This is a genomic window from Microbacterium deferens (assembly GCF_045517775.1).
Taxonomy (GTDB): domain Bacteria; phylum Actinomycetota; class Actinomycetes; order Actinomycetales; family Microbacteriaceae; genus Microbacterium.
Window position 1 is genome coordinate 163,622 of sequence record NZ_JBEUWT010000003.1, and the last position, 22,478, is coordinate 186,099.

22 protein-coding genes are annotated in these 22,478 nt (G+C 68.0%); 12 read left to right on the forward strand and 10 right to left on the reverse strand.

Annotated elements, in window-relative coordinates:
* Positions 1-16: 16 nt before the first annotated feature.
* Complete coding sequence (locus ABTU82_RS12990) at positions 17-1,060, reverse strand: LacI family DNA-binding transcriptional regulator (RefSeq protein WP_407173763.1); 1,044 nt, start codon at positions 1,058-1,060, stop codon at positions 17-19.
* Between the two features lie 115 nt (positions 1,061-1,175).
* On the opposite strand from ABTU82_RS12990, the gene ABTU82_RS12995 reads away from it, so the two are divergent.
* From ABTU82_RS12995 to ABTU82_RS13005, 3 genes are all read left to right on the forward strand, one after another.
* Positions 1,176-1,763, forward strand: coding sequence for an SLOG cluster 4 domain-containing protein (locus ABTU82_RS12995; protein WP_407173764.1), 588 nt, complete (start codon positions 1,176-1,178; stop codon positions 1,761-1,763).
* A gap of 1 nt (position 1,764) precedes the next feature.
* Positions 1,765-2,340: a phosphoribosyltransferase family protein gene (locus ABTU82_RS13000; RefSeq protein ID WP_205781284.1), complete on the forward strand. Its 576-nt coding sequence runs from the start codon at positions 1,765-1,767 to the stop codon at positions 2,338-2,340.
* Positions 2,341-2,430: 90 nt separating this feature from the next.
* The gene (locus ABTU82_RS13005; protein ID WP_407173765.1) at positions 2,431-3,495 is read left to right on the forward strand and encodes an ABC transporter substrate-binding protein; all 1,065 of its coding nucleotides are present in this window, start codon (positions 2,431-2,433) and stop codon (positions 3,493-3,495) included.
* A gap of 77 nt (positions 3,496-3,572) precedes the next feature.
* Here the strand turns inward: ABTU82_RS13005 and ABTU82_RS13010 are convergent, their stop codons facing one another.
* On the reverse strand, positions 3,573-4,349 hold the full coding sequence (locus tag ABTU82_RS13010) for an alpha/beta fold hydrolase (RefSeq protein ID WP_407173862.1): 777 nt from the start codon (positions 4,347-4,349) through the stop codon (positions 3,573-3,575).
* Between the two features lie 248 nt (positions 4,350-4,597).
* On the opposite strand from ABTU82_RS13010, the gene ABTU82_RS13015 reads away from it, so the two are divergent.
* The 9 genes from ABTU82_RS13015 to ABTU82_RS13055 all read left to right on the forward strand — a co-directional run bounded on the left by ABTU82_RS13015 (position 4,598) and on the right by ABTU82_RS13055 (position 13,054).
* Positions 4,598-5,911 (forward strand): NtaA/DmoA family FMN-dependent monooxygenase, encoded by a 1,314-nt coding sequence (locus ABTU82_RS13015; protein WP_407173766.1) that lies wholly within the window; start codon positions 4,598-4,600, stop codon positions 5,909-5,911.
* Complete coding sequence (locus tag ABTU82_RS13020) at positions 5,908-6,792, forward strand: ATP-binding cassette domain-containing protein (RefSeq protein WP_407173767.1); 885 nt, start codon at positions 5,908-5,910, stop codon at positions 6,790-6,792. Before ABTU82_RS13015 ends, ABTU82_RS13020 begins: the two co-directional genes overlap by 4 nt.
* Positions 6,789-7,580, forward strand: coding sequence for an ABC transporter ATP-binding protein (locus ABTU82_RS13025; protein ID WP_407173768.1), 792 nt, complete (start codon positions 6,789-6,791; stop codon positions 7,578-7,580). The genes ABTU82_RS13020 and ABTU82_RS13025 overlap by 4 nt, the downstream gene beginning before the upstream one ends.
* The gene (locus ABTU82_RS13030) at positions 7,580-8,626 is read left to right on the forward strand and encodes an ABC transporter permease (RefSeq protein WP_407173769.1); all 1,047 of its coding nucleotides are present in this window, start codon (positions 7,580-7,582) and stop codon (positions 8,624-8,626) included. Before ABTU82_RS13025 ends, ABTU82_RS13030 begins: the two co-directional genes overlap by 1 nt.
* Position 8,627: 1 nt before the next feature.
* A complete protein-coding gene (locus ABTU82_RS13035; protein ID WP_407173770.1) occupies positions 8,628-9,500 on the forward strand; it encodes an ABC transporter permease in 873 nt (290 codons plus the stop codon).
* A gap of 59 nt (positions 9,501-9,559) precedes the next feature.
* The gene (locus ABTU82_RS13040) at positions 9,560-11,200 is read left to right on the forward strand and encodes an ABC transporter substrate-binding protein (protein WP_407173771.1); all 1,641 of its coding nucleotides are present in this window, start codon (positions 9,560-9,562) and stop codon (positions 11,198-11,200) included.
* Between the two features lie 75 nt (positions 11,201-11,275).
* Positions 11,276-11,998 carry a DUF1028 domain-containing protein gene (locus ABTU82_RS13045; RefSeq protein ID WP_407173772.1) on the forward strand — a complete coding sequence of 241 codons (723 nt, stop codon included), beginning with the start codon at positions 11,276-11,278 and terminating at the stop codon, positions 11,996-11,998.
* Positions 11,999-12,081: 83 nt separating this feature from the next.
* Positions 12,082-12,711 carry a helix-turn-helix domain-containing protein gene (locus ABTU82_RS13050; RefSeq protein WP_407173773.1) on the forward strand — a complete coding sequence of 210 codons (630 nt, stop codon included), beginning with the start codon at positions 12,082-12,084 and terminating at the stop codon, positions 12,709-12,711.
* A gap of 19 nt (positions 12,712-12,730) precedes the next feature.
* A complete protein-coding gene (locus tag ABTU82_RS13055; RefSeq protein WP_407173774.1) occupies positions 12,731-13,054 on the forward strand; it encodes a hypothetical protein in 324 nt (107 codons plus the stop codon).
* A gap of 6 nt (positions 13,055-13,060) precedes the next feature.
* Here ABTU82_RS13055 and ABTU82_RS13060 read toward each other — a convergent pair whose 3' ends face one another.
* From ABTU82_RS13060 to ABTU82_RS13095, 8 genes are all read right to left on the reverse strand, one after another.
* Positions 13,061-13,813, reverse strand: coding sequence for an iron ABC transporter ATP-binding protein (locus ABTU82_RS13060; protein WP_407173775.1), 753 nt, complete (start codon positions 13,811-13,813; stop codon positions 13,061-13,063).
* Between the two features lies 1 nt (position 13,814).
* Positions 13,815-14,783, reverse strand: coding sequence for an iron chelate uptake ABC transporter family permease subunit (locus ABTU82_RS13065; protein WP_407173776.1), 969 nt, complete (start codon positions 14,781-14,783; stop codon positions 13,815-13,817).
* The gene (locus tag ABTU82_RS13070; RefSeq protein WP_407173863.1) at positions 14,780-15,772 is read right to left on the reverse strand and encodes an iron chelate uptake ABC transporter family permease subunit; all 993 of its coding nucleotides are present in this window, start codon (positions 15,770-15,772) and stop codon (positions 14,780-14,782) included. The genes ABTU82_RS13065 and ABTU82_RS13070 overlap by 4 nt, the downstream gene beginning before the upstream one ends.
* A 33-nt stretch (positions 15,773-15,805) precedes the next feature.
* Complete coding sequence (locus ABTU82_RS13075) at positions 15,806-16,837, reverse strand: siderophore ABC transporter substrate-binding protein (protein ID WP_407173777.1); 1,032 nt, start codon at positions 16,835-16,837, stop codon at positions 15,806-15,808.
* A gap of 91 nt (positions 16,838-16,928) precedes the next feature.
* Entirely contained in the window at positions 16,929-17,840 is a 912-nt protein-coding gene (locus ABTU82_RS13080; protein WP_407173778.1) for an aggregation-promoting factor C-terminal-like domain-containing protein, read from the reverse strand.
* 181 nt (positions 17,841-18,021) lie between these two features.
* Entirely contained in the window at positions 18,022-19,026 is a 1,005-nt protein-coding gene (locus tag ABTU82_RS13085; protein ID WP_407173779.1) for a hypothetical protein, read from the reverse strand.
* A gap of 8 nt (positions 19,027-19,034) precedes the next feature.
* Entirely contained in the window at positions 19,035-20,714 is a 1,680-nt protein-coding gene (pgi, locus tag ABTU82_RS13090) for a glucose-6-phosphate isomerase (RefSeq protein WP_407173780.1), read from the reverse strand.
* Positions 20,715-20,734: 20 nt separating this feature from the next.
* Positions 20,735-22,411, reverse strand: a complete 1,677-nt coding sequence (locus tag ABTU82_RS13095; protein WP_407173781.1) for an ABC transporter ATP-binding protein — start codon at positions 22,409-22,411, stop codon at positions 20,735-20,737.
* Between the last annotated feature and the right edge of the window lie 67 nt (positions 22,412-22,478).

Consider the following 22,478-nt stretch of genomic DNA (forward strand, 5'->3'; position numbering starts at 1 on the left):
CGTGTGTGCCAGTGCCTCAGACCGGCGCGCGCGTGCTGCCCCGCCACCGCACGTCGGCGGGCACGAGGCGTTCGACCACGTCGGGAACCGCGCCGCTCACGCGCTGCTCGAGCAGTTCGAACAGTCTCTCCCCCAGCGCGGCGGGCTGCAGATCGACCGCGGAGATCGCGGGAACGAGCGACTGCGCCCGCGTGCTGTCGGTCGTGGCGAGCAGCTGCACGTCTTCGGGAATGCTGAGCCCCACGGCGGCCACCGCGTCGAGCACCGCGGTGAGAGCAGGCTCCACGGCCAGATAGATCGTGTCCACCCCATCGCGGCATGCGCCCGACACCACTCGCGCGGCCTGTGCGGCGTCGAAAGGCAGCGGCAGCACGGCGGTGGTCGTCGCGACGTCGGGGTGCGCGTCGCTCCACGCGTCGTAGGCCTGCGCCACATCCGTCATGTAGTTCTGCCCGGTGTCGGCGATCAACAGCAGAGACCGGCGCATCCCCCTCTGGTACAGACCGTCGAGCGCGACCCGCGTGATCTCCAGCTTGTCGTTGTCGACGACCCACTCATCCGTGGCATTGCTCAACACGTCTCGGCCGAGCGTGACGTAGGCCACGCTCCGCTCTTCGAGTAGGCGCAGCAGCGGGTCGTTCGGCCCCGGGTCGATCACCGCGACGCCGTCGACCGGCAGTACGCCGATCGCGCCCGACACCGACGAACCCGACAGCATGACCGGGTAGCGATCGCTCCCGAGTGCGACGTCGCAGAACGCGCGCTCGCATCGCACGAGGAAGTCGAGATCGCCCACGCTCCACGACGTCGAGTCGGGCACGGTGGCGACGAGCCCGACCAGTCCGGTGCGGGCACCCCGCATGTGCAGGGCGCTGACATTCGCTCGATAGCCGAGCCGGGCGGATGCTTCGGCGACGCGGGCGCGCGTCGCCTCGCTGATGCGACCGGCCCCGCGGAGCGCCTGCGAGACCGTGCTCATCGACAGCCCGGTGTCGAGGGCGATGTCGCGCAGCGTCGCCCGGTCGCGAGGTGCGGTGTCTTTCACTGGGAAGGAGGCCACCCGGTGATCTTATGCGTCGTGGCAGTCACGACGACGGCGCACGCCCCCCACCCTCGAAATCTAGATGTAACGAAACATCAGGCTCGGCGAAATGCGGGTGGTGCAACCTTGCATCATGCACCCCGCCTCCCTCTCTGCCACCGACGTTCCGATCGTCGCGGTGCTCGGTCCCTCGAACATCGCTCGCGTCGCCGCTGCCGCCGGCATCGCCCCTGCTCGTCTGATCGACGCCGCCGAACAGGTGGGCGACATGATCGCTCGCCGCGGGTGGTCGATGATCGTCGTCCCCGATCGCGGCGTGGCCGTCTCCGCCATGGACGGCTACCTGGCCGCCGGCGGAACACGACTGATCGGACTGACCCCGGCATCGGGCATCAGCGAGCCCGCCGCCATGCCCTCCATCGAACTGCAGCGGGTGCGCTGCCACGAACTCCGCGATGAGTTGACCTGGTACGAGCAGCACCACCAGATCGGCGAGATGTCGGACGCCATGGTCACCATCGGACTCAGCTGCGGCACGATCGCCGAGCTGGCATGGACCAAGTGGAACCCCTCTCCTCCTCCGGTCTCGTTCGTCGCGGGGACGGCGAGCGGGCTGCCGCCGGAGATCGCCGCTGAACTCCGGGTCGACGTCATCGCGCTGGCCAACGTCGGCGACTGGCTCGATGCGTCGGTCGCGATCTCCGCCGGGACGGTGGTGTGACGTGGACCGCACCTACCTCGCCCGAATGGGTTCACAGGAGATCGAGCTGCCGATCGTCGACCTGGGCCCGGGGAAGCAGGCGGCCCTGCTCATGACGATCGACCTGCCGGTGTCGGTGCTGACGCGCGCCGGGCGCGAACTCGCCGATCTCGTCCGCGATCGACAGCCCGACATCATCGTCACCGCGGCGACCCTCGGCATCCCGGTCGCCATCGCGGTCGCACCCCACCTCGGCCTCGACGAGTACGTCGTCCTGCAGAAGAGCAAGAAGTGGCACCTCCGCGACAGCCCGTCGGTGGAGGTGACATCTGTGACCACGATCGACGCGCAGCGACTCACCCTCGATGCCCGGCGACTCGCATCGATCAACGGCGCGCGCATCGCTTTCGTCGACGACGTGATCTCGACGGGTCGCTCCGCGGCGGCCGCCCTCGAGCTGCTCACGCGGCACGGCGCGCAGATCGTGTCGGTCGCCGCCCTCATGACCGAGGGCGACGACTGGCGCTCCGTCCTGGGCGACAGCGCAGACCTCGTGCAAGCCCTCGGCCGCCTCCCCGCCGTCACCGACGACTTCTGATCCCACCCCTCCCACGCATTCTCTCGCTTCACCCGACACCGGCATCCGCCGACCCGCACCCGGACCCGCCGTTCGAAAGGACGAACACCCATGACCGCTCGCCGCACCGCCGCAGGACTCCTCGGCGTCCTCACCCTGATCGCCACGACCGCCCTCGCGGGCTGCTCCACCCCCGCCGGCGACACGGGGTTGTCCTCGTCCGCGGACGAGTCACTGGGCTCGATCACGATGCAGTTGCCGTGGATCCTCAACTCGCAGTTCATCGGCGAGTACCTCGCGATCGACGAGGGCTACTTCACCGACGCCGGGCTCGAAGGAGTGAACCTGGTTCCCGGACCGTCGTCGTCCGTCAGCGAGGTGCTGAGCGGCACCGTCGACGTCGGCATGGTCGACGCGATGACGCTGGGCGCGACCGTCGCGAACGAGAACGCTCCGATAAAGATCATCGCCAGCGGCTACCAGAAGAACCCCTACAGCATCCTGTCGCTCGCCGACGGCGACCCGATCGAGGAGCCGCAAGACCTGATCGGCAAGAAGATCGGCGTGCAAGACGTCAACGTCATCCTCTTCGACGCGCTCCTCGCTGCGAACGGCATCGACAAGACCCAGGTCGAGATCGTCCCCGTCAGCTACGACCCCTCCCCACTCATCTTCGGAGAGATCGACGGGTACATGTCGTTCCTCACGAACGAGTCGATCCTCGTGCGCGCCGAGGGTCACGACGCTGTCGACATGCCCTTCGCCGACAACGGACTGCCCTTCGTCGCCGACGCGATCATCGCGACCGACGAGATGATCGCGAACGAACCCGAGAAGCTGAAGGCCTTCCTCGAAGGAGAGATCCGCGGATACGCCGAGGCGCTGCGCAACCCGCAGAAGGGCATCGACCTGATGATGTCGCAGAGCGGAACCGACCTCGGTCTCGACCCCGCCAACGAGCTGCTCTGCGCCGAGGCCGCGAACACGCAGCTCGTCGTCACCGATGAGACGGCCGAGAACGGGCTCTTCACCACCTCTGAAACCCTCCAGGCTGAGACCGTCACGACCCTGGCGACCGCGGGCATCACCGTCACGGCCGACCAGCTGTTCGACATGAGCCTGCTCGAGGCCGTATACGCCGAGCACCCCGACCTGATCGACTACACCGCGAGCTGATCAGAGCACGAGATCGGATGCTGCGCTCCTCCCGGGGCTACCGGGGGCGCAGCATCCGATCTCGCCGCTTCGCCAAGTCAGTCCTCACGCTGAAGGAAACCCACACCGGCCTCACGGAACGCGCGGGCTCCCGGGCCGTTGACGTGGTTGCGGCCCTCGATCTCGAAGAACTCTCCGCGCGGCGCATATCCGGCGAGCTGTCGCGACTGCTCCAGGATCGGGTCGTCGCTGCCGGTCGCGAACAGCACGGGCTGCAGCGGCGGTGTAGCCGGGTCCGGATCGCCGCCGTCGACCGTCATGCCCTCGGCGATCGCCACGAGGGCGCGCAGATCATTGCCCGGAACGCGCTGCGCGAGTCCGACGTACCGCTGGGTCGTCACATCCTCCACCGGGGTGCCGTCTTCGATGAACGCCCGTGCCTGAGCGACGTCGAGGCGCCGCAGCGGCCTTCCGTCGGGGATACCGCCGAGCACGGCGCGGTCGACGTGGTCGGGGTAGGTCACGGCGAGCTCCCACCCGACGCGAGCGCCGAGCGAGTAACCGACGTAGCGCACGGTGTCGAGCAGATAGGTGTCGAGAACGGTGAGCAGGTCGGCCACCAGAGTCGTCATGAGGTAGCCGGCGGCATCGTGCGGCTTCTCGCTCGCTCCGTGCCCGCGCTGGTCGACGGCGAGCACGCGGAACCCCGCCGCCTGCAGGTCGCGGACCCAGCCGGTGTTCACCCAGTTGTCGCGCGCGCTCGAACCGAACCCGTGCACGGCGAGCACCGTGGGCTCGTCGGCGTCGACCCCGCCCCAGAGGTAGGTCGCGAGTCGCAGTCCGTCACCGGTCATGACGAACTGCGGGTCGGGCATCTCGGTGAGGGCACGAGGGGCGGAAGGCACCTCCCGATTCTCCCGCACCCGCGGCGGTCCTCCACACAGGACCCCGACTCGAGATCGCAACGTCGAGCGCCGTTTCGTTACGCGCGGGAAACGCCGCGCCACGCCCGAGAAACAGTTCACTCATAACTTGTTCTCTAGCAGTGGACAAACGTTCACTGCTCGACGCGGCCATGGAACGCATCAGCGTGAAGCGGCCAAACCACCCAGAGAAGGCGGCCATGAGCGGAGCGACATTTCATCTCGGCTGGTTCCAAGCGGGTTTCCGTGCGCCGGCATGGGACCGCGAGTGGTCGGGCCGTTCCACCCGCGACTGGGCCAACGGCGAATGGTTCGTCGACCTCGCCAAAGACCTCGAGCGCGGGTGCTTCGACTTCATGCTCATCGAGGACTCGAACTACATCCCCGACGACTACGGCGCTTCGCACGAAGCATCGTTGAAGCACGGCCACCGCGGTCCGAAACACGATCCGCTCGCCCTTGCGGCGATCCTGAGCAAGTCCACGTCGCGGATCGGCATCGTGCCCACTGTGGCGACCACGGAGTCGACGCCGTTCCACCTCGCGCGGACGATGAGCACTCTCGACCACTTCTCGAACGGTCGCATCGGATGGAACATCGTCACGGCGAGCAATGATCGCGCCGCCCAGAACTTCGGCAAGGACGGCCAACCACAGCACGACGACCGCTACGACATGGCGGATGACTTCGTCGCCGCGGTCAAGGCGCTCTGGGGCTCGTGGGACGAGGACGCAGTCGTGCTCGATGAGGACACCGGCGTCTACATCGATGCGTCGAAGGTGCGCACCATCGATTACCGCGGCTCGCACTTCGCCACGCGCGGACCTCTCAACACCCTCCCCAGTCCGCAACGCGAGCCGGTGCTTTCGCAGGCGGGCAACTCGCCGCGCGGTCAGCAGTTCGCCGCCGATCACGCCGAGATCGTCTTGGCCGGCGGCAGCGATCCGGTGCAGATGAAGCGTCTGCGCGACAACGTGCGTGCCAAGGCTGCCGAGGCCGGCCGCGATCCCGACAGCGTGAAGGTGTTCTTCCTGATCGACCCGGTGCTGGGCGAGACCGATGCCGAGGCGCGCGAGAAAGCCAAGCGCATCCGCGATGACAACGCGAACGACCTCGAGTACGTGCTCAGCAACTGGTCGAGCACCACAACGACCGATCTGTCGGCGTTCGACCCCGACCAGCCCCTGCCGAAAGACCTCACGACGAACGGGCATCAAAGCCAACTGGCCGGAATGGTGGCATCCGGGAAAACGCTGCGCGAACTCGTCCGTGATTCCTTCGCGGACGAAGACAACGGGTTCGTAGGACGACCCGAGACCGTCGCCGCGCGCATGCAGGACGCGGCAGAGCTGATCGGCACCGACGGATTCCTGCTCTCCACCCGCATGCCGACCCGCCGGTACGTCAGCGAAGTCGTCGACGGCCTGATCCCCGCTCTGCAACGCCGCGGCGCTGTCCGAACCGCGTACCGGCACGAACGGTTCCGCGACAACCTCCGAGACGATCTCTCGTGATCAGTCGACTGCTGACCGGACCCGTGACCGTGAACGATCCCGCTCCCGTGGGCACGGCACCGACGCTCGACGTCGAGGCGCTCGAGGTGCGCTACCGCACCGGGGACACGTGGTTCACGGCGGTCGAGAAGTTCTCGCTCCGCGCGGCGGCAGGGCAACGGATCTCCGTCGTGGGAGAGTCCGGCTCGGGGAAGACCACGGCATGTATGGCACTCGCCGGTCTCCTGCCGCCCGATACCCGTGTCAACGCGGCGCGTGCGCACGTGGCCGGTACTGACATCTCCGCGCGGAAACGAACGGCGATCGCGCACCGGGTCCCCGGGGTGAGCGTCGTGTTCCAGAACGCCATGAACGCTCTGGACCCCGTGTGGACCATAGAGAGCCAGCTGGTCACCGTCATCCGGGGCACCACCGGCGGCTCGAAATCGGCGGCGAAAGCAACCGCGGCTGATTGGCTCGCCCGTGTCGGCCTGCGCGACATACCGCGAGTGCTGAAGGCCCGGCCCTATGAGCTGTCGGGGGGCATGCGCCAGCGCGTGATGATCGCGATCGCGCTGTGCTCCGCCCCGCGTCTCCTCATCGCCGATGAGCCGACGAGCGCGCTCGATATGACGCTCTCCCGCGATCTGCTCGACCTCATCGTCACCTTGACGGACGAGTTGGAGACCACGCTGCTCATGATCAGCCACGACATCGGCCTGTGCCGCGCTTACACCGACTGGACCGTCGTCATGAACCGCGGACGGATCGTCGAGCAGGGCGCCACCGACGCCGTCACCTCGCACCCGACCGATCCGTACACCCGGGCGCTGCTGGACTGCCAGCCCTCGCTGTCGCACATGGATTGGGACCGACTCCCCACGATGGTGGGCCGCGCATGAACGCCCTGCTGGAGGTGAGCGACGCGACGAAGACCTATCGCGGGCGCGATCGTTCCCTGATCTCGGCGCTGAACGGCGTGAGCCTGGCGATCAACACCGACCGGCGCATCGGAATCATCGGCGAGTCGGGGTCAGGAAAGTCGACGCTCGTGAGGCTCCTCCTAGGACTCGAAGCGCCGTCCACGGGGAACGTGCGGTTCCGGGGCTCGGAGGTGTCCACACTGCGTGGCAGCGAACGAGACACCTTCCGGCGCGAGGTGCAGCTCGTCAGCCAGGACACGTCGTCGTCGTTCGACCCGCTGCGGACGCTCCGTGACGCGGTCCGTCGTCCTGCGACCGAGCTGCTCGGGATGTCGAAGACCGATGCGGATGCCGCGGTCGACGCGGTGCTCGAATCACTCGCAGTCGATCGATCACTGGCCGAGCGGCGGCCCGGTCAGGTCTCCGGGGGGCAGCGCCAGAGGTTCGCCATCGCCCGCGCCCTCATCGTGAAACCCAAGATCCTCGTGTGCGACGAGTCGGTATCGGCACTCGACGTGTCGGTGCAGGGTGCCGTGCTGAACGAGATCAAGCACTACACCGAGCAGGCCGGAGCCGGCCTGGTCTTCGTCTCTCACGGAGTTCCAGCGACCGCCTTCGTCAGCGACGAACTCGCCGTCATGAATCGCGGTGACATGGTCGAGCTGGGCCCGACCGGACGCGTCGTGTGGACGCCTCGACATCCGTACACGGCCCGGCTCATTGAGGCCTACCGTGCACTGTCGGCCGACGCATCGGAGGCCGCGTGATGCGCGGTCTCTGGCTCCGCAACGTCTGGTGGATGCAGCGGGTCGCGCTGCTGCCCGTGCACCTGTTCCTCTTCGCCATCGCGGTGTTCTTCCTCGTCCGGCTCATCCCCGGTGACCCGGTGATGATCGTCGCCGGCGGAGACGACATCTCGCCCGAGCAGTACGCGCAGATCCAGGACACCCTGGGTCTCGGCGGAACACTCTGGGAGCAGCTGCTCACGTTCCTCGGACGCCTCGTCACGCTGAACCTCGGCCGTTCGCCGATCGACGGCCTCGACGTCCAGGAGCAGATCGCCTGGCGGCTCCCCGCAACGGTCGAGATCGCGGTGATCGCCATGGTGCTGTCCGTGCTCGCCACGTTCGCTCTCACGATCTTCGCCCTGATGAAGCCGAAGAACTGGCTTGCGCGATGGGTCACCTTCTACGCGCGGTCTGCGGGGGCGATCCCCGACTTCGTCCTCGGCGTCGCCGGCATCCTGATCTTCTACACCGTGCTGCAGTGGGCACCCGCACCGATCGGGCGTTACGACGCGGGCTTGCGACCCGCGCCGCGCGCGACCGGATTCCCGCTGCTCGATGCAGCGCTCTCGTCGGACGGCATCCTGCTCGCGTCGATGGCCGCGCATCTGTGGCTGCCCGTCCTCGTCCTCGTGGTCGGTAGCGCCCCCACGATCATGAAGGTGCTGCAGCGGGCCATCGAGCGGGCCGTCGCCGACGAGGCGACGCAGTTCCGCATCGCATCGGGCGCGCCCCGACGCGCCGTGATCTCCTCCATCATGCGGCGATCGATGCCGGCGATGGTCACGATGTGCGGGCAGCTCTTCGGATTCCTCCTCGGTGGGGCGGTGATCATCGAGCAATTGTTCTCGATCCCCGGCATGGGCCAGTACGCCATCCAGGCGGTGGGGCGCACCGACTTCCTGGCACTGCAAGCGTTCCTCCTGACAGTCGCCGCCGCGGTGCTCGTCGTCTTCCTCCTCGTCGACCTGACGAACATGGTGCTCGACCCTCGCCGCCGCCCCGGCGTGCTCGCGAAGGGAGCATGAGGTGGTTTCCCTCCTCGGAAGACCAACGAACAACGACCTGCGGGGACGCACCCGCAGCTTCCCCAGACGGCGCCTGGCACTGCTCTCTCTCCTCGCCCCGCCCGCCGTTCTCGTCGCCGTCGCCATCGTGGGGCCGCTGCTCGTTCCGTACAGCCCGATCGACGTCGTTGCCCGTCCAGACCAGCCGCCCTCGGCCGAGCACTGGTTCGGCACCGACGTCTACGGTCTCGACGTGTTCTCGCGCGTCATCGCCGCGACGCGCAACGACCTCACGGTCGGTCTCGTCGCAGCGGTCCTCGCGACGGGGTTCGGCATCGCCGTCGGGCTGTTCACCGGAACCAACGAATCGAGACGCGGATTCGTGGGCGGGCTGGCACGCGGAGTGACTCGCGGCCTCGATCTGTTCGACGCCCTGCCGCAGATCGTCGTCGGCCTGGTGCTGCTTGCGTTCTTCGGACGCGACCTGCTCACCCTCGCGGTCGTCTGCGGGTTGCTGATGATCCCCACTCAGGCACGCGTCGTCCGCACCGAAGTCCTGCGCGTCCGCACCGAGGCGTACCTGGAGTCCGCGCGCCTGGCGGGCGAATCGACTCTCGGCGTGCTCTGGCGTCACGTGCTCCCCAATTCGGTGTGGCCGGCGCTCGAAAACGCGTCGTACATCTTCGGCATCGCCGTCACGGTCGCCGCCGGCCTCGGGTTCCTCGGCGTCGGCCTACCGCCGCCCACCCCCGAATGGGGATCGATGATCGCGGACGGCGCGACCGCGGCGGCGGCCGGACGCTGGTGGTCATCGTTCTTCCCGTGTCTCGCGCTCGCGGTCACGGTCGTGATCATGAGCAATCTCTCGCACCGCTACCTCTCCACCAGGAACTGAACCCCGCCTCACAGACGCTCCACCCCTCACCCGCGCAGCATCCTCTCGAAAGGTCTTCCATGCCCTTCCGCTCCCCCTCGCGACGCCGGCGGCTCGTCCCACTCGCACTGGCCGCCGCATCCGCCCTTCTCCTGACCGCCTGCTCGCCGTCTGCGAACTCTTCGACACCGGTCGAGGAGACGAGCGTCACGATCCTGCAAGCCGACATCGGCATGGGCCTCATCAAGGAGGCCGGCCCGAACAACACCGAGTTCCTCGGCGCGACGCAAGGAACGCTTCTGCGAAAGCCCTACGCGGAAACCGACGTGCCGGGCGTGTTCGAGCAGGACCCGTACACGTACGACGGTTACCTCGCCGACAGCTACGAGGTCTCGGACGACGGCCTCGTGTACACGTTCCACCTCTCCGACGCGATCAGCGCAGCCGGAAACGAGATCACCGCCGACGACGTCATCTGGTCGTTCGAGCTCAAGTTCGGCGCGGAGACGTCGACCGCTCGCGGCGCGATGAACCCCGTCATCACCGACCCGGCGTCGCAGTTCGAGAAGATCGACGAAAAGACGGTGTCGATCACCCTGACCAGCCCTGGGCTCGGCACCACACTCCTGTCGATGCTGTCGGATGCCCTGGCGTTCGTCTACGACAGCACCGTGATGCAGGAGGCTGCCACTGCGGACGACCCCTACGCCATCGGCTGGGCGCAGGAGAACCCGAACTATGGCTTCGGCCCCTACGAGATCGTGGACTGGGAGGTCGGCTCGCACGCTCGTTTCGAGGCACGCGAGGACTGGGTGCTCGGTGTGCCGGACGTCGATGTCGTCAACGTGCAGGTCGTTCCCGATGCGGGCACGCGTGCTACCACGATCCGCGGCGGCGATGCTGACATCGCCGAGGGCCTGTCGCCGACCGACGCAGCCGACCTGTCGTCGTCTGACGGCTTGGTCGTTCCCACGGTCGCTTCGCCCAATACGTCGCAGGTCCTCTCCCTGGTCACCAACAAGGCACCTTTCGACAATCCGGTCGTCCGGGAGGCTGTCACGCATGCCATCCCGTTCGACGACATCATCGACAATGTCTTCCAAGGGCGCGCGGTTCGCCACGGCTCGGGCATCGTGTTCACCAACACCCCGGGCTACGACGACACCGGGCTGCCGGAGTATACGTACGACCCGGAAGCCGCCAAGGCCCTCCTGACGCAGGCGGGATACCCCGACGGACTGTCGTTCACTCTGACTGTCAGCGCGGCGGACGCCGACTCTCAAGCCACCGCGGTGCAGATTCAGACGGCCGCGCGCCCGGCGGGCTTCGACGTGCAGATCGAGTCCGTGCCCGGCGCAGACTTCCATACCGGGCGGTACGCGAAGATCTGGCAGTCGCTGATCTCCGTCCAGGCTCCGTGGGCGATCACGCCGATCTACACGCTCAACTTGCAGACCGGCGTCGACTCCCAGAACAACATGTCGGACTGGGAGGACCAGACGTTCTACGAGGCGCTTGCCGCGAGCGCAGCGGTCATCGATCAAGGCTCGGCAGAGGCAGGGGCCTCGTGGAACGCCGCCGAGAGGCGTCTGCTCGAAGAAGCGCCCTTCGTCCAGATCGCACAGGTGCAGCCGGGCGTTGCCATCTCCGACCGCGTGAGCGGTTGGGCATGGCGCACCGATAACACCATCGACTACGCGCAGCTCTCGATCACCGAATGACCCCGGCGGGTGCGGGCCCGGCATAGGCCCGCACCCGCCCTCACCACACGATCCGCAGCACCGCTCAGGAGAATCATGACCTTCAGCATCATCGCTACCGACCCGTTAACCGGCGCCGTGGGCGTCTGCCAGGGAACGGGCTCAATCGCCCTCGCTTCACGGTGCCCGCAGCTGTCGGGCGGCGTAGCCGTCACGAGCCAGTGGCACAGCGATTGGCGGCTCGGCGTGCGCGCGCTCGAACTCGGGCGCACCGGCATGGAGCCCCATCTCATCCTCGCCGCGCTGTCGCAGACCGACCCCCTGTTCTCTTACCGCCAGGTCGGGATCGTGCTCGATGACGGACGAGTCGCCGCACACACGGGCGACTTCGAGGGCGGACAACGCTACGCCGGGCATCGTGTGGGCGACGGATACGCCGCGTTGGGCAACGGGATCGTCGGTCCCGAAGTGCTGGACGCCCTCGCGGAGACGTTCGAGTCGCTGAACGACGTCGCCTTCGAAGAGCGTCTGATGCGTTCTCTCGAGGCAGGTCTCGCCGCGGGCGGCGAAGGCCGGACGCACGTCTCGTCGTCGCTGATCACCACCGTGCGCGGAGAGCGTCGTCCACGCATCGACATCCGGGTCGACGTCGCGCCGGACGGAGCCGACTCCATACGCGAGCTCCGCCGCATCTTCGATGTCTACGGGCCGCTCATGGAGTACTACAGCGACTACTGGCTCGAACACCCCGAGGTCGAGGGCGACGAGTGGCTCGCCATGGGAAGCCCACGAAGCGCATCGAGGCAGCTCGTCGGATGACCACCGCGGCCTTCCCCCGCCGCCTGCCCCGCGAGAATAGGATCGAAACGCATTCGCACCACACCAACCCCGCAACCGCAGACATGGCGCCTACCTCCACCGACGACGGCCTGGCCGAGGAGCTGACCGATCAGCAGGTCTTCGGTGCGCGTCTGCGCATGTTCCGCAAAAGCCGCCGTATGTCGATGCGTGACCTCGCCGTCGCGGCCGGTGTGAGCCCGAGCTACATCCACCAGATCGAGAACGGAACGGCGAACGCCGGATTCAACGTTCTCAGACGCCTCGCGGATGTGCTGTCGCTTCAGATCATCGACCTCTTCGAGAGGCCCCGAACGTCGGGCCGTGTGCTTCGACGGGAGGAACGACCCTCGCTGTCACACGGCGGCGACGTGCTCACGACCGCCATCACTCCCCCGCCGCTCCTCGACGTCGAGGTCACCTCGACGGAGTACCCGCCGGGTGCCGTGGTGGGAGGCGACGATTACACGCACGGCGACGTGCGTGAGATCTTCATCGTCGTGCGCGGTCTCTTCCGGTTCCGTCTCGACGGAACCGACTACGAGCTCCGAGAGGGCGACAGCCTCGACTTCCGCTCGTCGGTGCCGCACACGATCACGAACATCGGCCCGGAGCGCGCCGAGGCTATCTGGGTCTCGTCCCCACCCGCGAGCCTGAATCGACCCAGCGCGGGCCACGCTGCGGCGTCCGAATAGCACCGTGAAGGGCTGAGCCATGCGCGATACCGCGAGCGGACCGTTCGTCGTCACGCTGGTCGTCGACCTGCCGATCACCAAGCTCGACGCCCTCGACGTGATCGCCTTCGCGTCGGACTCGAGCGTCGAGCACCCCGGAACCGCGTACCCGCGGGTCGGGCTCGCCCCGAACGTCTGGGCCGAGGTGCAGATCCCGAAGTTCGCCGACCCTCCGCCGCTCGCGATCGATGTGTGCTCGGACGCGTCGTGGCAGGCGGCGGCCGCCCAGGCGCGGCTGCTCGACGCCGCCCTCACCCGCTACGGCTGGGTGGTGCGGCATCCGCGCCCCGACGAGAGCGCCTGAGCGCCGTCACTCCCAGATGACGACCCGACGGTCGCCTATCTCGCCGATGCGCACGGGCGTCTCGTAGAGCGCCTCGAGGTTCGGAACCGTGATCACGTCGGCGACGGGCCCATGGTGCACGACCCGTCCGTCGCGCATCGCGACGACGTCGTCGGCGAACTGCGCAGCCACATTGATGTCGTGCAACACGACGACGATGGTCATCGCGCGTTCGTCAGCGAGGCTGCGTATGAGCTTCATGAGGCCCACCGCGTGCCGCGGGTCGAGGTTGTTCAACGGCTCGTCGAGGAGGAGGTGATCGGTGCTCTGCGCGAGCGCCATCGCGACGAAGGCGCGCTGGCGTTGACCGCCCGAGAGTTCATCGAGGAATCTCCCGCGCACCGCGTGAAGGTCGAGCATGTCGATCGCATCCTCGATGCGCGCGCGATCATCGGCCGAGCGGCCCGATCCGCCATGCGGAAATCTGCCGTAGGCGACGAGGTCTTCGACGCTCAGGCGGATGACGAGGTGGTTGTCCTGGCGCAGAACGGCCAGCCGTCTCGCGAGCGCACGAGACTTCGTGGTCGATACGTCGAGGCCGTCGACCGCGATGGTGCCCGCGTCGATCGACGCAAGGCGGCCGATCGCGGCGAGGAGAGTGGACTTTCCGGCACCATTGGGACCGATGATGGCTGTCAGCCCCGTGCCGATCTCGACGGTGACGTCGTCGACGGCGATGACGGAGCCGTGGCGTTTGACGACCGATTCGGTGCGGATCATTTCAGCGGGCCCTCCCGGTGATGACGAGCAGAACGAAGAACAGGCCACCGACGAATTCGATGACCACCGACAGCTCGGTGCCGAAGCCGAGAACGCGGGCGAGAATCAGCTGGCCTCCCAGCAGTGCGATCGCGCCGAAGGCGATCGCGGCGGGGATGCTGCGAAGGTGCCGGTGCCCGACGAAACCGTAGGCGAGGTTCGCCACGATGAGGCCGAAGAAGGTCACCGGACCGACGAGAGCTGTGGAAGCGGCCACCATCACCGCGATCACCACGACGACGTGCATCACGACGCGGCGATGCTCCACACCCAGCGAAATGGCCGTCGACTCCCCCAGCGACAGCACGTCGAGCGAGCGACGAAGCGGCCACAGCGAGACGAGCGCGGCCGTGACCAGCACGGCTGTCGGCATCAGGAGGTCTCTGTCGACCGACGTGAAGCTCGCGAACGAGAGGTTCTGCACGATCGCGAAGGTGTCGGGGTCGAGCAGGCGCTGCAGGAACGCCGTGACCGCCCGGAAGAGAACCCCCATGACGAGACCGGCGAGCACGATGACGTGGAGATCCAGCCGTCGGCGAAGGAACAGCCACCAGTACAGGAGCACGATCGCCCCACCCATGAGCACGAGTTCGACGAGCCAGGTCGCGAGCGGGGGCGCGGCGACGAGCACGACGGGTCCCACGACGAATGCCACGGTGACCTGGATCACCATGAAGATCGCGTCGAACCCCATGATCCCCGGAGTCAGGATGCGGTTCGACGTGATGGTCTGGAACAGCACGGTCGCCGTGCCGATCGCCGCTGCCGCGAGCACCATGCCGGCGACCGTGCGCCAGCGCAGACCGAGTGCGTACTCCCACTTGCCGGGAAGGTCGGCGAAGAGGAACACCGCCGCGAGGGCGAAGGACGCCGCGCCCAGCACACCCAGCCGCAGCGCCGGGGAACGCAGAGCGGGCAGGAGGCTGCTCATCGGGCGCCGCCCCCTCGAACGCGACCTTCGCGAGGGCGAAGGCGCGCCGCATCCGACGGCCGCGCGGTGCCCAACAGAAGCCAGAGGAAGACGATGCCGCCGAGCACGCCCATGATGACCGAGATCGGCAGCTCGAACGGGAAGCGCACGAGCCGACCGATGATGTCGCACAGCAGCACGAGGGTCGAGCCGAGGAGTGCGACAAGGGGAACGGCCCTCCGCATGTTGTCTCCGATCAGGCGGCTGACGATGTTGGGGGCGATGAGTCCGAGGAACGGCAAAGGACCGACGATGACGAGCATGATTCCGGTGACCGCGGCGATGATGACCACCCCGAGCGCCATCACGGCCCGGGTATCGAGGCCGAGCGCGCGCGCCGTGTCGTCGCCGAGGCCCGCGACGGTGAACCGGTCGGCGGCGATCCACGCGACGAGCGCCGCGGCAGCGGCGAAGTAGAGCATCTCGTACCGGCCGCGCAGGATGCCGGAGAAGTCGCCGACCGTCCAGCTCAGCAGCTCCTGCAGCACGTCGGTGCGCTGAGCGAGGAAGGTCGTGACCGCGCCGATGACCCCGCCGTAGAGGATCCCGACGATCGGCACGAGCACGCTCGACCGCGAGGGGATGCGGCGCGCGAGCGCGAGGAAGCCGAAGACGCCGACCAGCGCGCCCAGCGCTGCGGCGATCGCCTTGCCCGCGATGGGCAGGCCGGGCGTCGTCAGCAGCACGACGAGGAGGGCGAGCGTCGCAGCGTCCGTGGCGCCCGTGGTGCCGGGCTCGACGAAGCGGTTGCGCGTGAGCAATTGCATCACCAGGCCCGTGATCGCAAGGGCGGCTCCCGCGAGCACGAGCGCGATAGTGCGGGGGATGCGGCTCGCGAACAGGATGAACCCGTCGAGTTCGGCGACGCCGATGAACACGGAGATCGTCGCGAGGGCGGCCACGGCGGCCGCCCCCGCGACGATCCAGAAGGTGGGAGAGAGGCGGGTCAGCGGACCGCCCCCTCCTTCGCGGGTGTCACCGGCCTATGCGGCGACGGCGTCGCGCACCGTGTCGAGCACGGTGTCGATCGCCGTCAGGCCGTTGATGACGATGTAGAGCTCACTGGCCGGCAGGGTGATGATCTGGTCGTTCTGGGCCGCCGTCGTGCGCTCGACCAGCTCATTGCTGAGCGTCTCGTCGATCGTGCTGTCGGAGCCGGTGGCGGCTCCCCGGTCAAACGCGATGATCCAATCGGGGTTCGCCGTGAAGATGAACTCGTTCGTCACCGTGTCGCCGTGGGGCGATCCCTCGGCGCCGGGGAGCTCCGCGGTGGCGACGGCGGGTGCGAACCCGAGGTCGTCGAAGAAGTAACCGAAGCGCGAACCCTCGCCGAAGACGCCGTACTCGCCGCCCGAGACGGAGATCACGAGGGCGGTACCGGCGCCCGCAGAAGTGATCGCGTCGACCGTCGACTCGATCTCCGAGGCCAGTTCGGCCACTCTCTCCTGTTCACCGAAGATCTCGCCCAGCTGGGCGGCTCGCGCGAGGCCGGCGGCGGGGTCGAATCTTCCCGCGTACGACCCCGTGAGGTCGATCGTGGTCGAGATCTCCGACAGCTCGTCGAACTGACCCGTGCTGCGCGCGGCGGTGACGATCAGATCGGGATCGAGGTCGGCGACCGCCTCGAAGTCGGGCTCGAAGAGCGTGCCGACCTTCGGCAGGTCGGCGTACTCCGAGAGGTAGTCGGGCAGCACGACGTCAGGGATACCCACGACGGCGTCGCCGGCACCGATGGCGTGGAGCGTGTCGAGCGTCGCGATGTCGAACGTCACCACGGCGCTCGGATCGGCCGGCACTTCGACCGAGGAGCGCGCGATCTCGGTGTCTTCCTGCAGCGACGACTCGCCGTCTTCCTCGACCAGCACGAGGGTCGGTTTGGCGTTCTCGACCACGACGGTGGTGTCGGCAGCGGGGGTCGAGTCGTCGGATGCTGCGGGCGATGAGCACGCGGTGACGGTCAGGGCAAGGGCTGTCAGCCCGGCCAGAGGCAGGGCGATGCGAATGCGAGAGGGCATGAGGTAAGCCTACCCTAAGTAGATTCGCGGCCCTGCACCCGAGCAGCTGTGACTCCGGTGACCCGGGTCCTCAGAACCCGGGTCAGCGACGTCAGTACCAGTTCGTGGCCTGCGAATGGCCCCACGCGCTGCAGGGGGTTCCGTAGACAGCTGAGATGTACTGCAACCCCCAGGCAATCTGCGTCGCGGCGTTGGTCTGCCAGTCCGAGCCGGCGCTGGCCATCTTGCTGCCGGGCAGAGCCTGCGGGATGCCTGTGGCACCGCTCGACGCGTTGTAAGCCTGGTAGTTCCAGCCCGACTCCTTCTGCCAGAGCGACGACAGGCACGAGAACTGACCGCTCCCCCACCCGTATCGCTCGGCTGCCATCGAACTGGCTACCGCCTTCGCGCCATCGGGCGTGTTCGCCGCCGCGAGCGCATCGGCCGCGGCCTGCGCGGCAGCGGCCGCGGCGGCCTGGGCGGCCTCCTCGGCCTCGCGCTGCGCCTGCGCGGCATCCTCCGCCGCCTTCTGCTCGCGCGCGGCTTCGAGCTCGGTGCGGAGCGTCGTGACCTCCTCGGTCACGGAAGCCGCCTGCGTCTGTGCGTCATCGGCCAGCTCGGGGTAGAGCAGAACGGGAACGAAGCTCGCCTTCGCGAGGCTCGAGATCGCCGCGCGCAGATCGGTGGTGTCGATGGTGGAGTCGGCGATCCGCGACGACAGCCCCGACTCGGCAACCGACGCCATGACGGTCGCGGCCTCGGTCTGAGCCGACCGCGCGCCGTCGAGGGCTGCCTGAGCCTCGTCCGTGCTGGTGGTGAAGGCATCGACCACGGGCGATTCGGCGAGGAAGGGGGCAGCTTCCGTGATCTGCAGGGCGAGGGTGGCGGATGCGGCGACCGGGGTCGCGATCGGACTCGCCGTCGCCGCGGCGGCGGAAGCCAAAACGCTGACGGCGACTCCGGCGCACGCACCGGCGATGAGGAGACGGCGGCGCGGGCGCGCCGATTTCTGGGTGTGGAGCATGAACCGGGTCCTTCGGTTGGTGGGCGCCAGAACGGCGCTTCGCGTCCTCGGGTGAGACACAAGTGCCCGAGTCTGCACCACCGCGTCTGGACGAATCCTCGGCGCTTCCTGGACGGAACGTGAGAGGAGCCCTTATGGGAAAGACCGGATCAGCAGGTTTTCGTTGGTCGGCCCGGGCACGTCAGAGGTCGGCAAGCCGCCCCTCGAGATGCGTGATCAGACCGTGGGTCTGCGCGATGGCCTCGTCGGTGACATCGACGAGGCGGGTGTGCACGACCGTGTTCGCCGCCATCGCGTCGCAACCCAAGATGCGCTGCACCTCGTCGCGCGCGGCCTCGCGCGTAGCTGCCGACACGACAGCATCCGCCACCTCGGAGAACCGGTGACGCGCCGCCAAGAGTGCTCGGCTCTGCACGATCTGCGCCTCGAGCTGTTGCTTCTCCTCGGCGGGAGTCGAGATGTCCCTGGCGATGGGACGATGGCGTTCGATCACCTCGGCCGTCAGCTCCAGCAGGAGGGGCGGAGGCGAAGGAACGGCCAGCCCCGGCAAGAATGCGCGCAGTCCGTAGCTGCCGGGTTCCAGATCGCGCCACTGTGCGTCCCCGACGTTGACCGGAAGGCGCGCGTACTCACCCGGAGCGAGCGCCACGGCCCGGTTGTGTCCTCCTCCGCTCATCCAGCCGAATCCCACATCCGTCTGGCCGGCCGGGGTGATGACGCCGACGACGTGGAACGGATCACCGTCGGGGCGCCACACGCTCTCACCGGTATTGACGACGTCGACGGCGAACCCGACACCGTCGAGAGCGTCGTCCATCCACCTGCGGATCGACTCCGGCCACCGCATCTCGAGACCGCGCGACCTTTCCGCGCGACTAGGTCGCAGGGGCATCGTCTGGGACTGCACCCGCACCGATCGGTTCGGTGCCTCCGGGTGCCCGTCTCCCAACTGCGCGATCCGCCACGATCGACCCGAAGCGTCGACGGGGGCGCCGACCACGACCGCCCCGGTCTCCCAGCGCTGCAGCACCCGCCAGCCGTCGGCGGGGATGCCCTCGATCCCCCGCTCGTCTTCCGTCGCCCCGAACGCCGCCGCCAGGCGGTTGAGGGGAACGCCGACCTCGTCGATCACGGCTTGCGGAACGTCGAGGTACCCGATCTGCGGATGCTCGGCGGAGTCGCTCATCCGGCTCGTCAGGGGCGCTGTGCCCGGTAGTACGCCAGGAGCGCCTTCGTCGACGCATCCTGCGCCTCGAGCGCGTCTTCGTCGCCCTCGATCGCCGGGGCGATCTGCAGGGCGAGCTGCTTGCCGAGCTCGACCCCCCACTGGTCGAACGAGTTGATGCCCCAGATGGTGCCCTGTGTGAAGGTGATGTGCTCGTACAGCGCGATGAGCTGCCCGAGAACCGACGGGGTCAGCGACGGCGCGAAGATCGACGTCGTGGGGCGGTTGCCGGGGAACGTGCGAGCGGCGACGAGTGCTCCGGTGGTGCCTTCGGCCTCGACCTCCTCGGCCGTCTTGCCGAAGGCGAGGGCCTTCGTCTGCGCGAGGAAGTTCGCCAGGAACAGCCCGTGCACGTCACGGCCGCCGTCTTCGAGCGGGTAGGCGGGGTTCGCGAACGCGATGAAGTCGGCCGGGATGAGGCGGGTGCCCTGGTGGATCAGCTGATAGAACGCGTGCTGACCGTTCGTACCGGGCTCTCCCCAGAAGATCTCGCCGGTGTCGGTGACGACGGGCGTGCCGTCCCAGCGCACCGACTTGCCGTTGGACTCCATCGTGAGCTGCTGCAGGTAGGCCGGGAAGCGGTGCAACTGCTGAGCGTAGGGCAGCACCGCGTGCGACTGGGCCCCGAGGAAGTTGTTGTACCAGACGTTGAGCAGGCCCATGAGAACAGGCACGTTCTGCGCCAGCGGGGTGTGCGCGACGTGCTCGTCGACCGTGTGGAACCCGGCGAGCAGCTCGCGGAAGCGGTCGGGGCCGAGGGTGACCGCCAGCGACAGCCCGATGGCCGAGTCGACGGAGTAACGACCGCCCACCCAGTCCCAGAACCCGAACGCGTTGGCCGTGTCGATGCCGAACGCGGCGACCTTGTCGAGCGCGGTCGACACCGCGACGAAGTGGTGGGCGACAGCATCCGTCCGGGATGCTTCGGAGCCGTCGATCGCGCCGGACTCGGTCAGTCCCGACCACAGCCATTCGCGGCCCAGGCGCGCGTTCGTGAGGGTCTCCAGCGTCGTGAAGGTCTTCGACGCGACGATGAACAGCGTCGTCTCGGGGTCGAGGCCGGCCGTCTTCTGCGCGACGTCGGTCGGGTCGATGTTCGACACGAACAGCGCCTCGATGCCGGCGTCGGCGTACGGCTTCAGAGCCTCGTAGACCATGACCGGTCCGAGGTCGGACCCGCCGATGCCGATGTTGACGACATGGGTGACCTTCTTGCCGGTGATCCCGCGCCACTCACCCGACCGCACGCGCTCGGCGAAGGCCGACAGGTTGTCGAGCACCTCGTGCACGTCGGCGTCGACGTGCTGTCCGTCGACGACGAGCTCGGGGCTGGTCGCCCCCGGCCGGCGGAGGGCGGTGTGCAGCACTGCGCGGTCTTCGCTGGTGTTGAGGTGGTCGCCGGCGAGCATCGCCGCATATCGCTCGGCGACGCCGGTCTCCTCGGCGAGCTTCACGAGGGCCGCGAGGATCTCGTCGGTCACCAGGTTCTTCGAGAGGTCGACGTGGAGGTCGCCGACCGTGTGGGTCAGGCGCTCCACCCGACCCGGGTCGTTCGCGAACCATCCGCGTAGATCGGGCTCGAAGGTGTCGCGGGCCGCGGTCAGCTGGCTCCAGGCAGACGTGGACGTGGGGTCGACAGGTGCGCTCACACCCCTACGCTAGCGACGATTCAGCGTCCCGCGGGGGCGGCGCTCGTGAGTCGTCCCCTGTCCGCCCGGGTGAGAGGCGGAATCGAGCTGAGCAGCTCGCGTGTGTAGGCATGCGCGGGCCGCTCGAAGATCTGCTCCACGTCGCCGGTCTCCACGGCCTCGCCCCGATACATCACCAGCACTCGGTGGGCCAGGTTTCGTACGACCGACAAGTCGTGCGAAATGAACAGGATGCTGAGCCCCAAGCGATCTTGCAGGTCGACGAGGAGGTCGACGACCTGGGCCTGGATGGTCACGTCGAGCGCCGAAACCGGTTCGTCGCACACGAGCACGTCCGGGTCACGCATCAGGGACCGTGCGATGCCGATCCGCTGTCGCTGACCGCCGGAGAACTGATGAGGGAACCTGTTCATCATCTCGGGCGAGAGGCCCACGAGGTCGAGCAGCTCGGCGACGCGGGCTCGCCGCGAGCTCGCGGTACCCACCCCGGCCACGGTGTGCGGCTCGGCGATCACGTCGCGCACCCGCATCCGCGGGTCGAGCGAAGTGTAAGGATCCTGGAAGACCATCTGCACGCCGGCCTGCGCCCCCGGACGACGCCCTCGGGTGCGGCGGGTCACGTCGCGCCCCTGGTAGAGCACGGTGCCGGCATCGGCGCTCTCGAGGCCGACGATCATGCGCGCGAGGGTCGATTTGCCCGATCCAGACTCCCCGACGATGCCGAGGGTCTCTCCGCGGCGGAGGATGAGATCGACTCCGTCCACCGCTCTGACATGGTGACGCGAGAGCGCCGAGCCGGACGAGAACGTGCGGGTGAGACCGGTCACCTCGAGGGAGAGCGGCGGGTCGGAGCGCTCGATACCGGCCGTGGGCGCGAGAACGCGCGCCGGTTCGGGGCGCGGCGCCGACCCGAGCAGGGTGCGGGTGTAGGAGTCTCGCGGTGCCTCGAAGATCTGGTCGGTATCACCGGACTCCACGACCTTGCCCCGATGCATCACGACCAGGCGGTCGGCGACCTCGGTGACGACGCCGATGTCGTGGGTGATCAGGAGCACGCCCATATCGAGACGCCCGCGCAGATCGTGCAGAAGACGGAGGATCTGCGCCTGCACCGTAACGTCGAGAGCCGTCGTCGGCTCGTCGGCGATCAGCAGAGCGGGTTCGAGGGCGATGGCCATCGCGATGAGGATGCGTTGGCGCATGCCGCCGGAGAACTGGTGGGGGTAATCGTCGACGCGTGTCTTCGGCGACGGAATACCGACGAGGTCCAGAAGCTCCACCGCGCGCGCCTTGGCCGCGGAACGCCGCATCCCCCGGTGCACGCGGAAGATCTCGCCGATCTGATCGCCGATCGACAGCACGGGGTTGAGCGATGACAGTGCGTCCTGCAGCACCATGCTCATCGCGTCGCCGCGGAGCCGGCGCCGCCGTTGTTCGTCGAGGGAGAGCAGATCGGTGTCACCGAGACGCATCTCGTCGGCGCGCACGACGGCCGCCTCGTCCTGGATGCCCATGATGGCGCGCGCGGTGACCGTCTTTCCCGACCCCGACTCGCCCAGAAGGGCGACGAGCTCGCCCCCGCGCACGTCGAGATCGAGACCGCTGACGGCGGGTACGTATTCACCGGCGCTGCGGAATCCGATGTCGAGTCCTCGCACCGACAGAACCGTGCGCCCCGTGATCGTCTCGTTCCTCATCGCTTCATCATGCACCCCCTGCGGTGCCGGATTGTTTCAAACATGAAAACTCTGTGCCGGATTTCAT

Coding starts and splice junctions, on each gene's coding strand:
- ABTU82_RS13095 (WP_407173781.1), bottom strand. CDS start 22,411: ATGAGGAACGAGACGATCACGGGGCGCACGGTTCTGTCGGTGCGAGGA.
- ABTU82_RS13085 (WP_407173779.1), bottom strand. CDS start 19,026: ATGAGCGACTCCGCCGAGCATCCGCAGATCGGGTACCTCGACGTTCCG.
- ABTU82_RS13050 (WP_407173773.1), top strand. CDS start 12,082: ATGGCGCCTACCTCCACCGACGACGGCCTGGCCGAGGAGCTGACCGAT.
- ABTU82_RS12995 (WP_407173764.1), top strand. CDS start 1,176: ATGCACCCCGCCTCCCTCTCTGCCACCGACGTTCCGATCGTCGCGGTG.
- ABTU82_RS13015 (WP_407173766.1), top strand. CDS start 4,598: ATGAGCGGAGCGACATTTCATCTCGGCTGGTTCCAAGCGGGTTTCCGT.
- ABTU82_RS13040 (WP_407173771.1), top strand. CDS start 9,560: ATGCCCTTCCGCTCCCCCTCGCGACGCCGGCGGCTCGTCCCACTCGCA.
- ABTU82_RS13080 (WP_407173778.1), bottom strand. CDS start 17,840: ATGCTCCACACCCAGAAATCGGCGCGCCCGCGCCGCCGTCTCCTCATC.
- ABTU82_RS13065 (WP_407173776.1), bottom strand. CDS start 14,783: ATGAGCAGCCTCCTGCCCGCTCTGCGTTCCCCGGCGCTGCGGCTGGGT.
- ABTU82_RS13025 (WP_407173768.1), top strand. CDS start 6,789: ATGAACGCCCTGCTGGAGGTGAGCGACGCGACGAAGACCTATCGCGGG.
- ABTU82_RS13045 (WP_407173772.1), top strand. CDS start 11,276: ATGACCTTCAGCATCATCGCTACCGACCCGTTAACCGGCGCCGTGGGC.
- ABTU82_RS13060 (WP_407173775.1), bottom strand. CDS start 13,813: ATGATCCGCACCGAATCGGTCGTCAAACGCCACGGCTCCGTCATCGCC.
- ABTU82_RS13055 (WP_407173774.1), top strand. CDS start 12,731: ATGCGCGATACCGCGAGCGGACCGTTCGTCGTCACGCTGGTCGTCGAC.
- ABTU82_RS13005 (WP_407173765.1), top strand. CDS start 2,431: ATGACCGCTCGCCGCACCGCCGCAGGACTCCTCGGCGTCCTCACCCTG.
- ABTU82_RS13030 (WP_407173769.1), top strand. CDS start 7,580: ATGCGCGGTCTCTGGCTCCGCAACGTCTGGTGGATGCAGCGGGTCGCG.
- ABTU82_RS13010 (WP_407173862.1), bottom strand. CDS start 4,349: ATGCCCGACCCGCAGTTCGTCATGACCGGTGACGGACTGCGACTCGCG.
- ABTU82_RS13075 (WP_407173777.1), bottom strand. CDS start 16,837: ATGCCCTCTCGCATTCGCATCGCCCTGCCTCTGGCCGGGCTGACAGCC.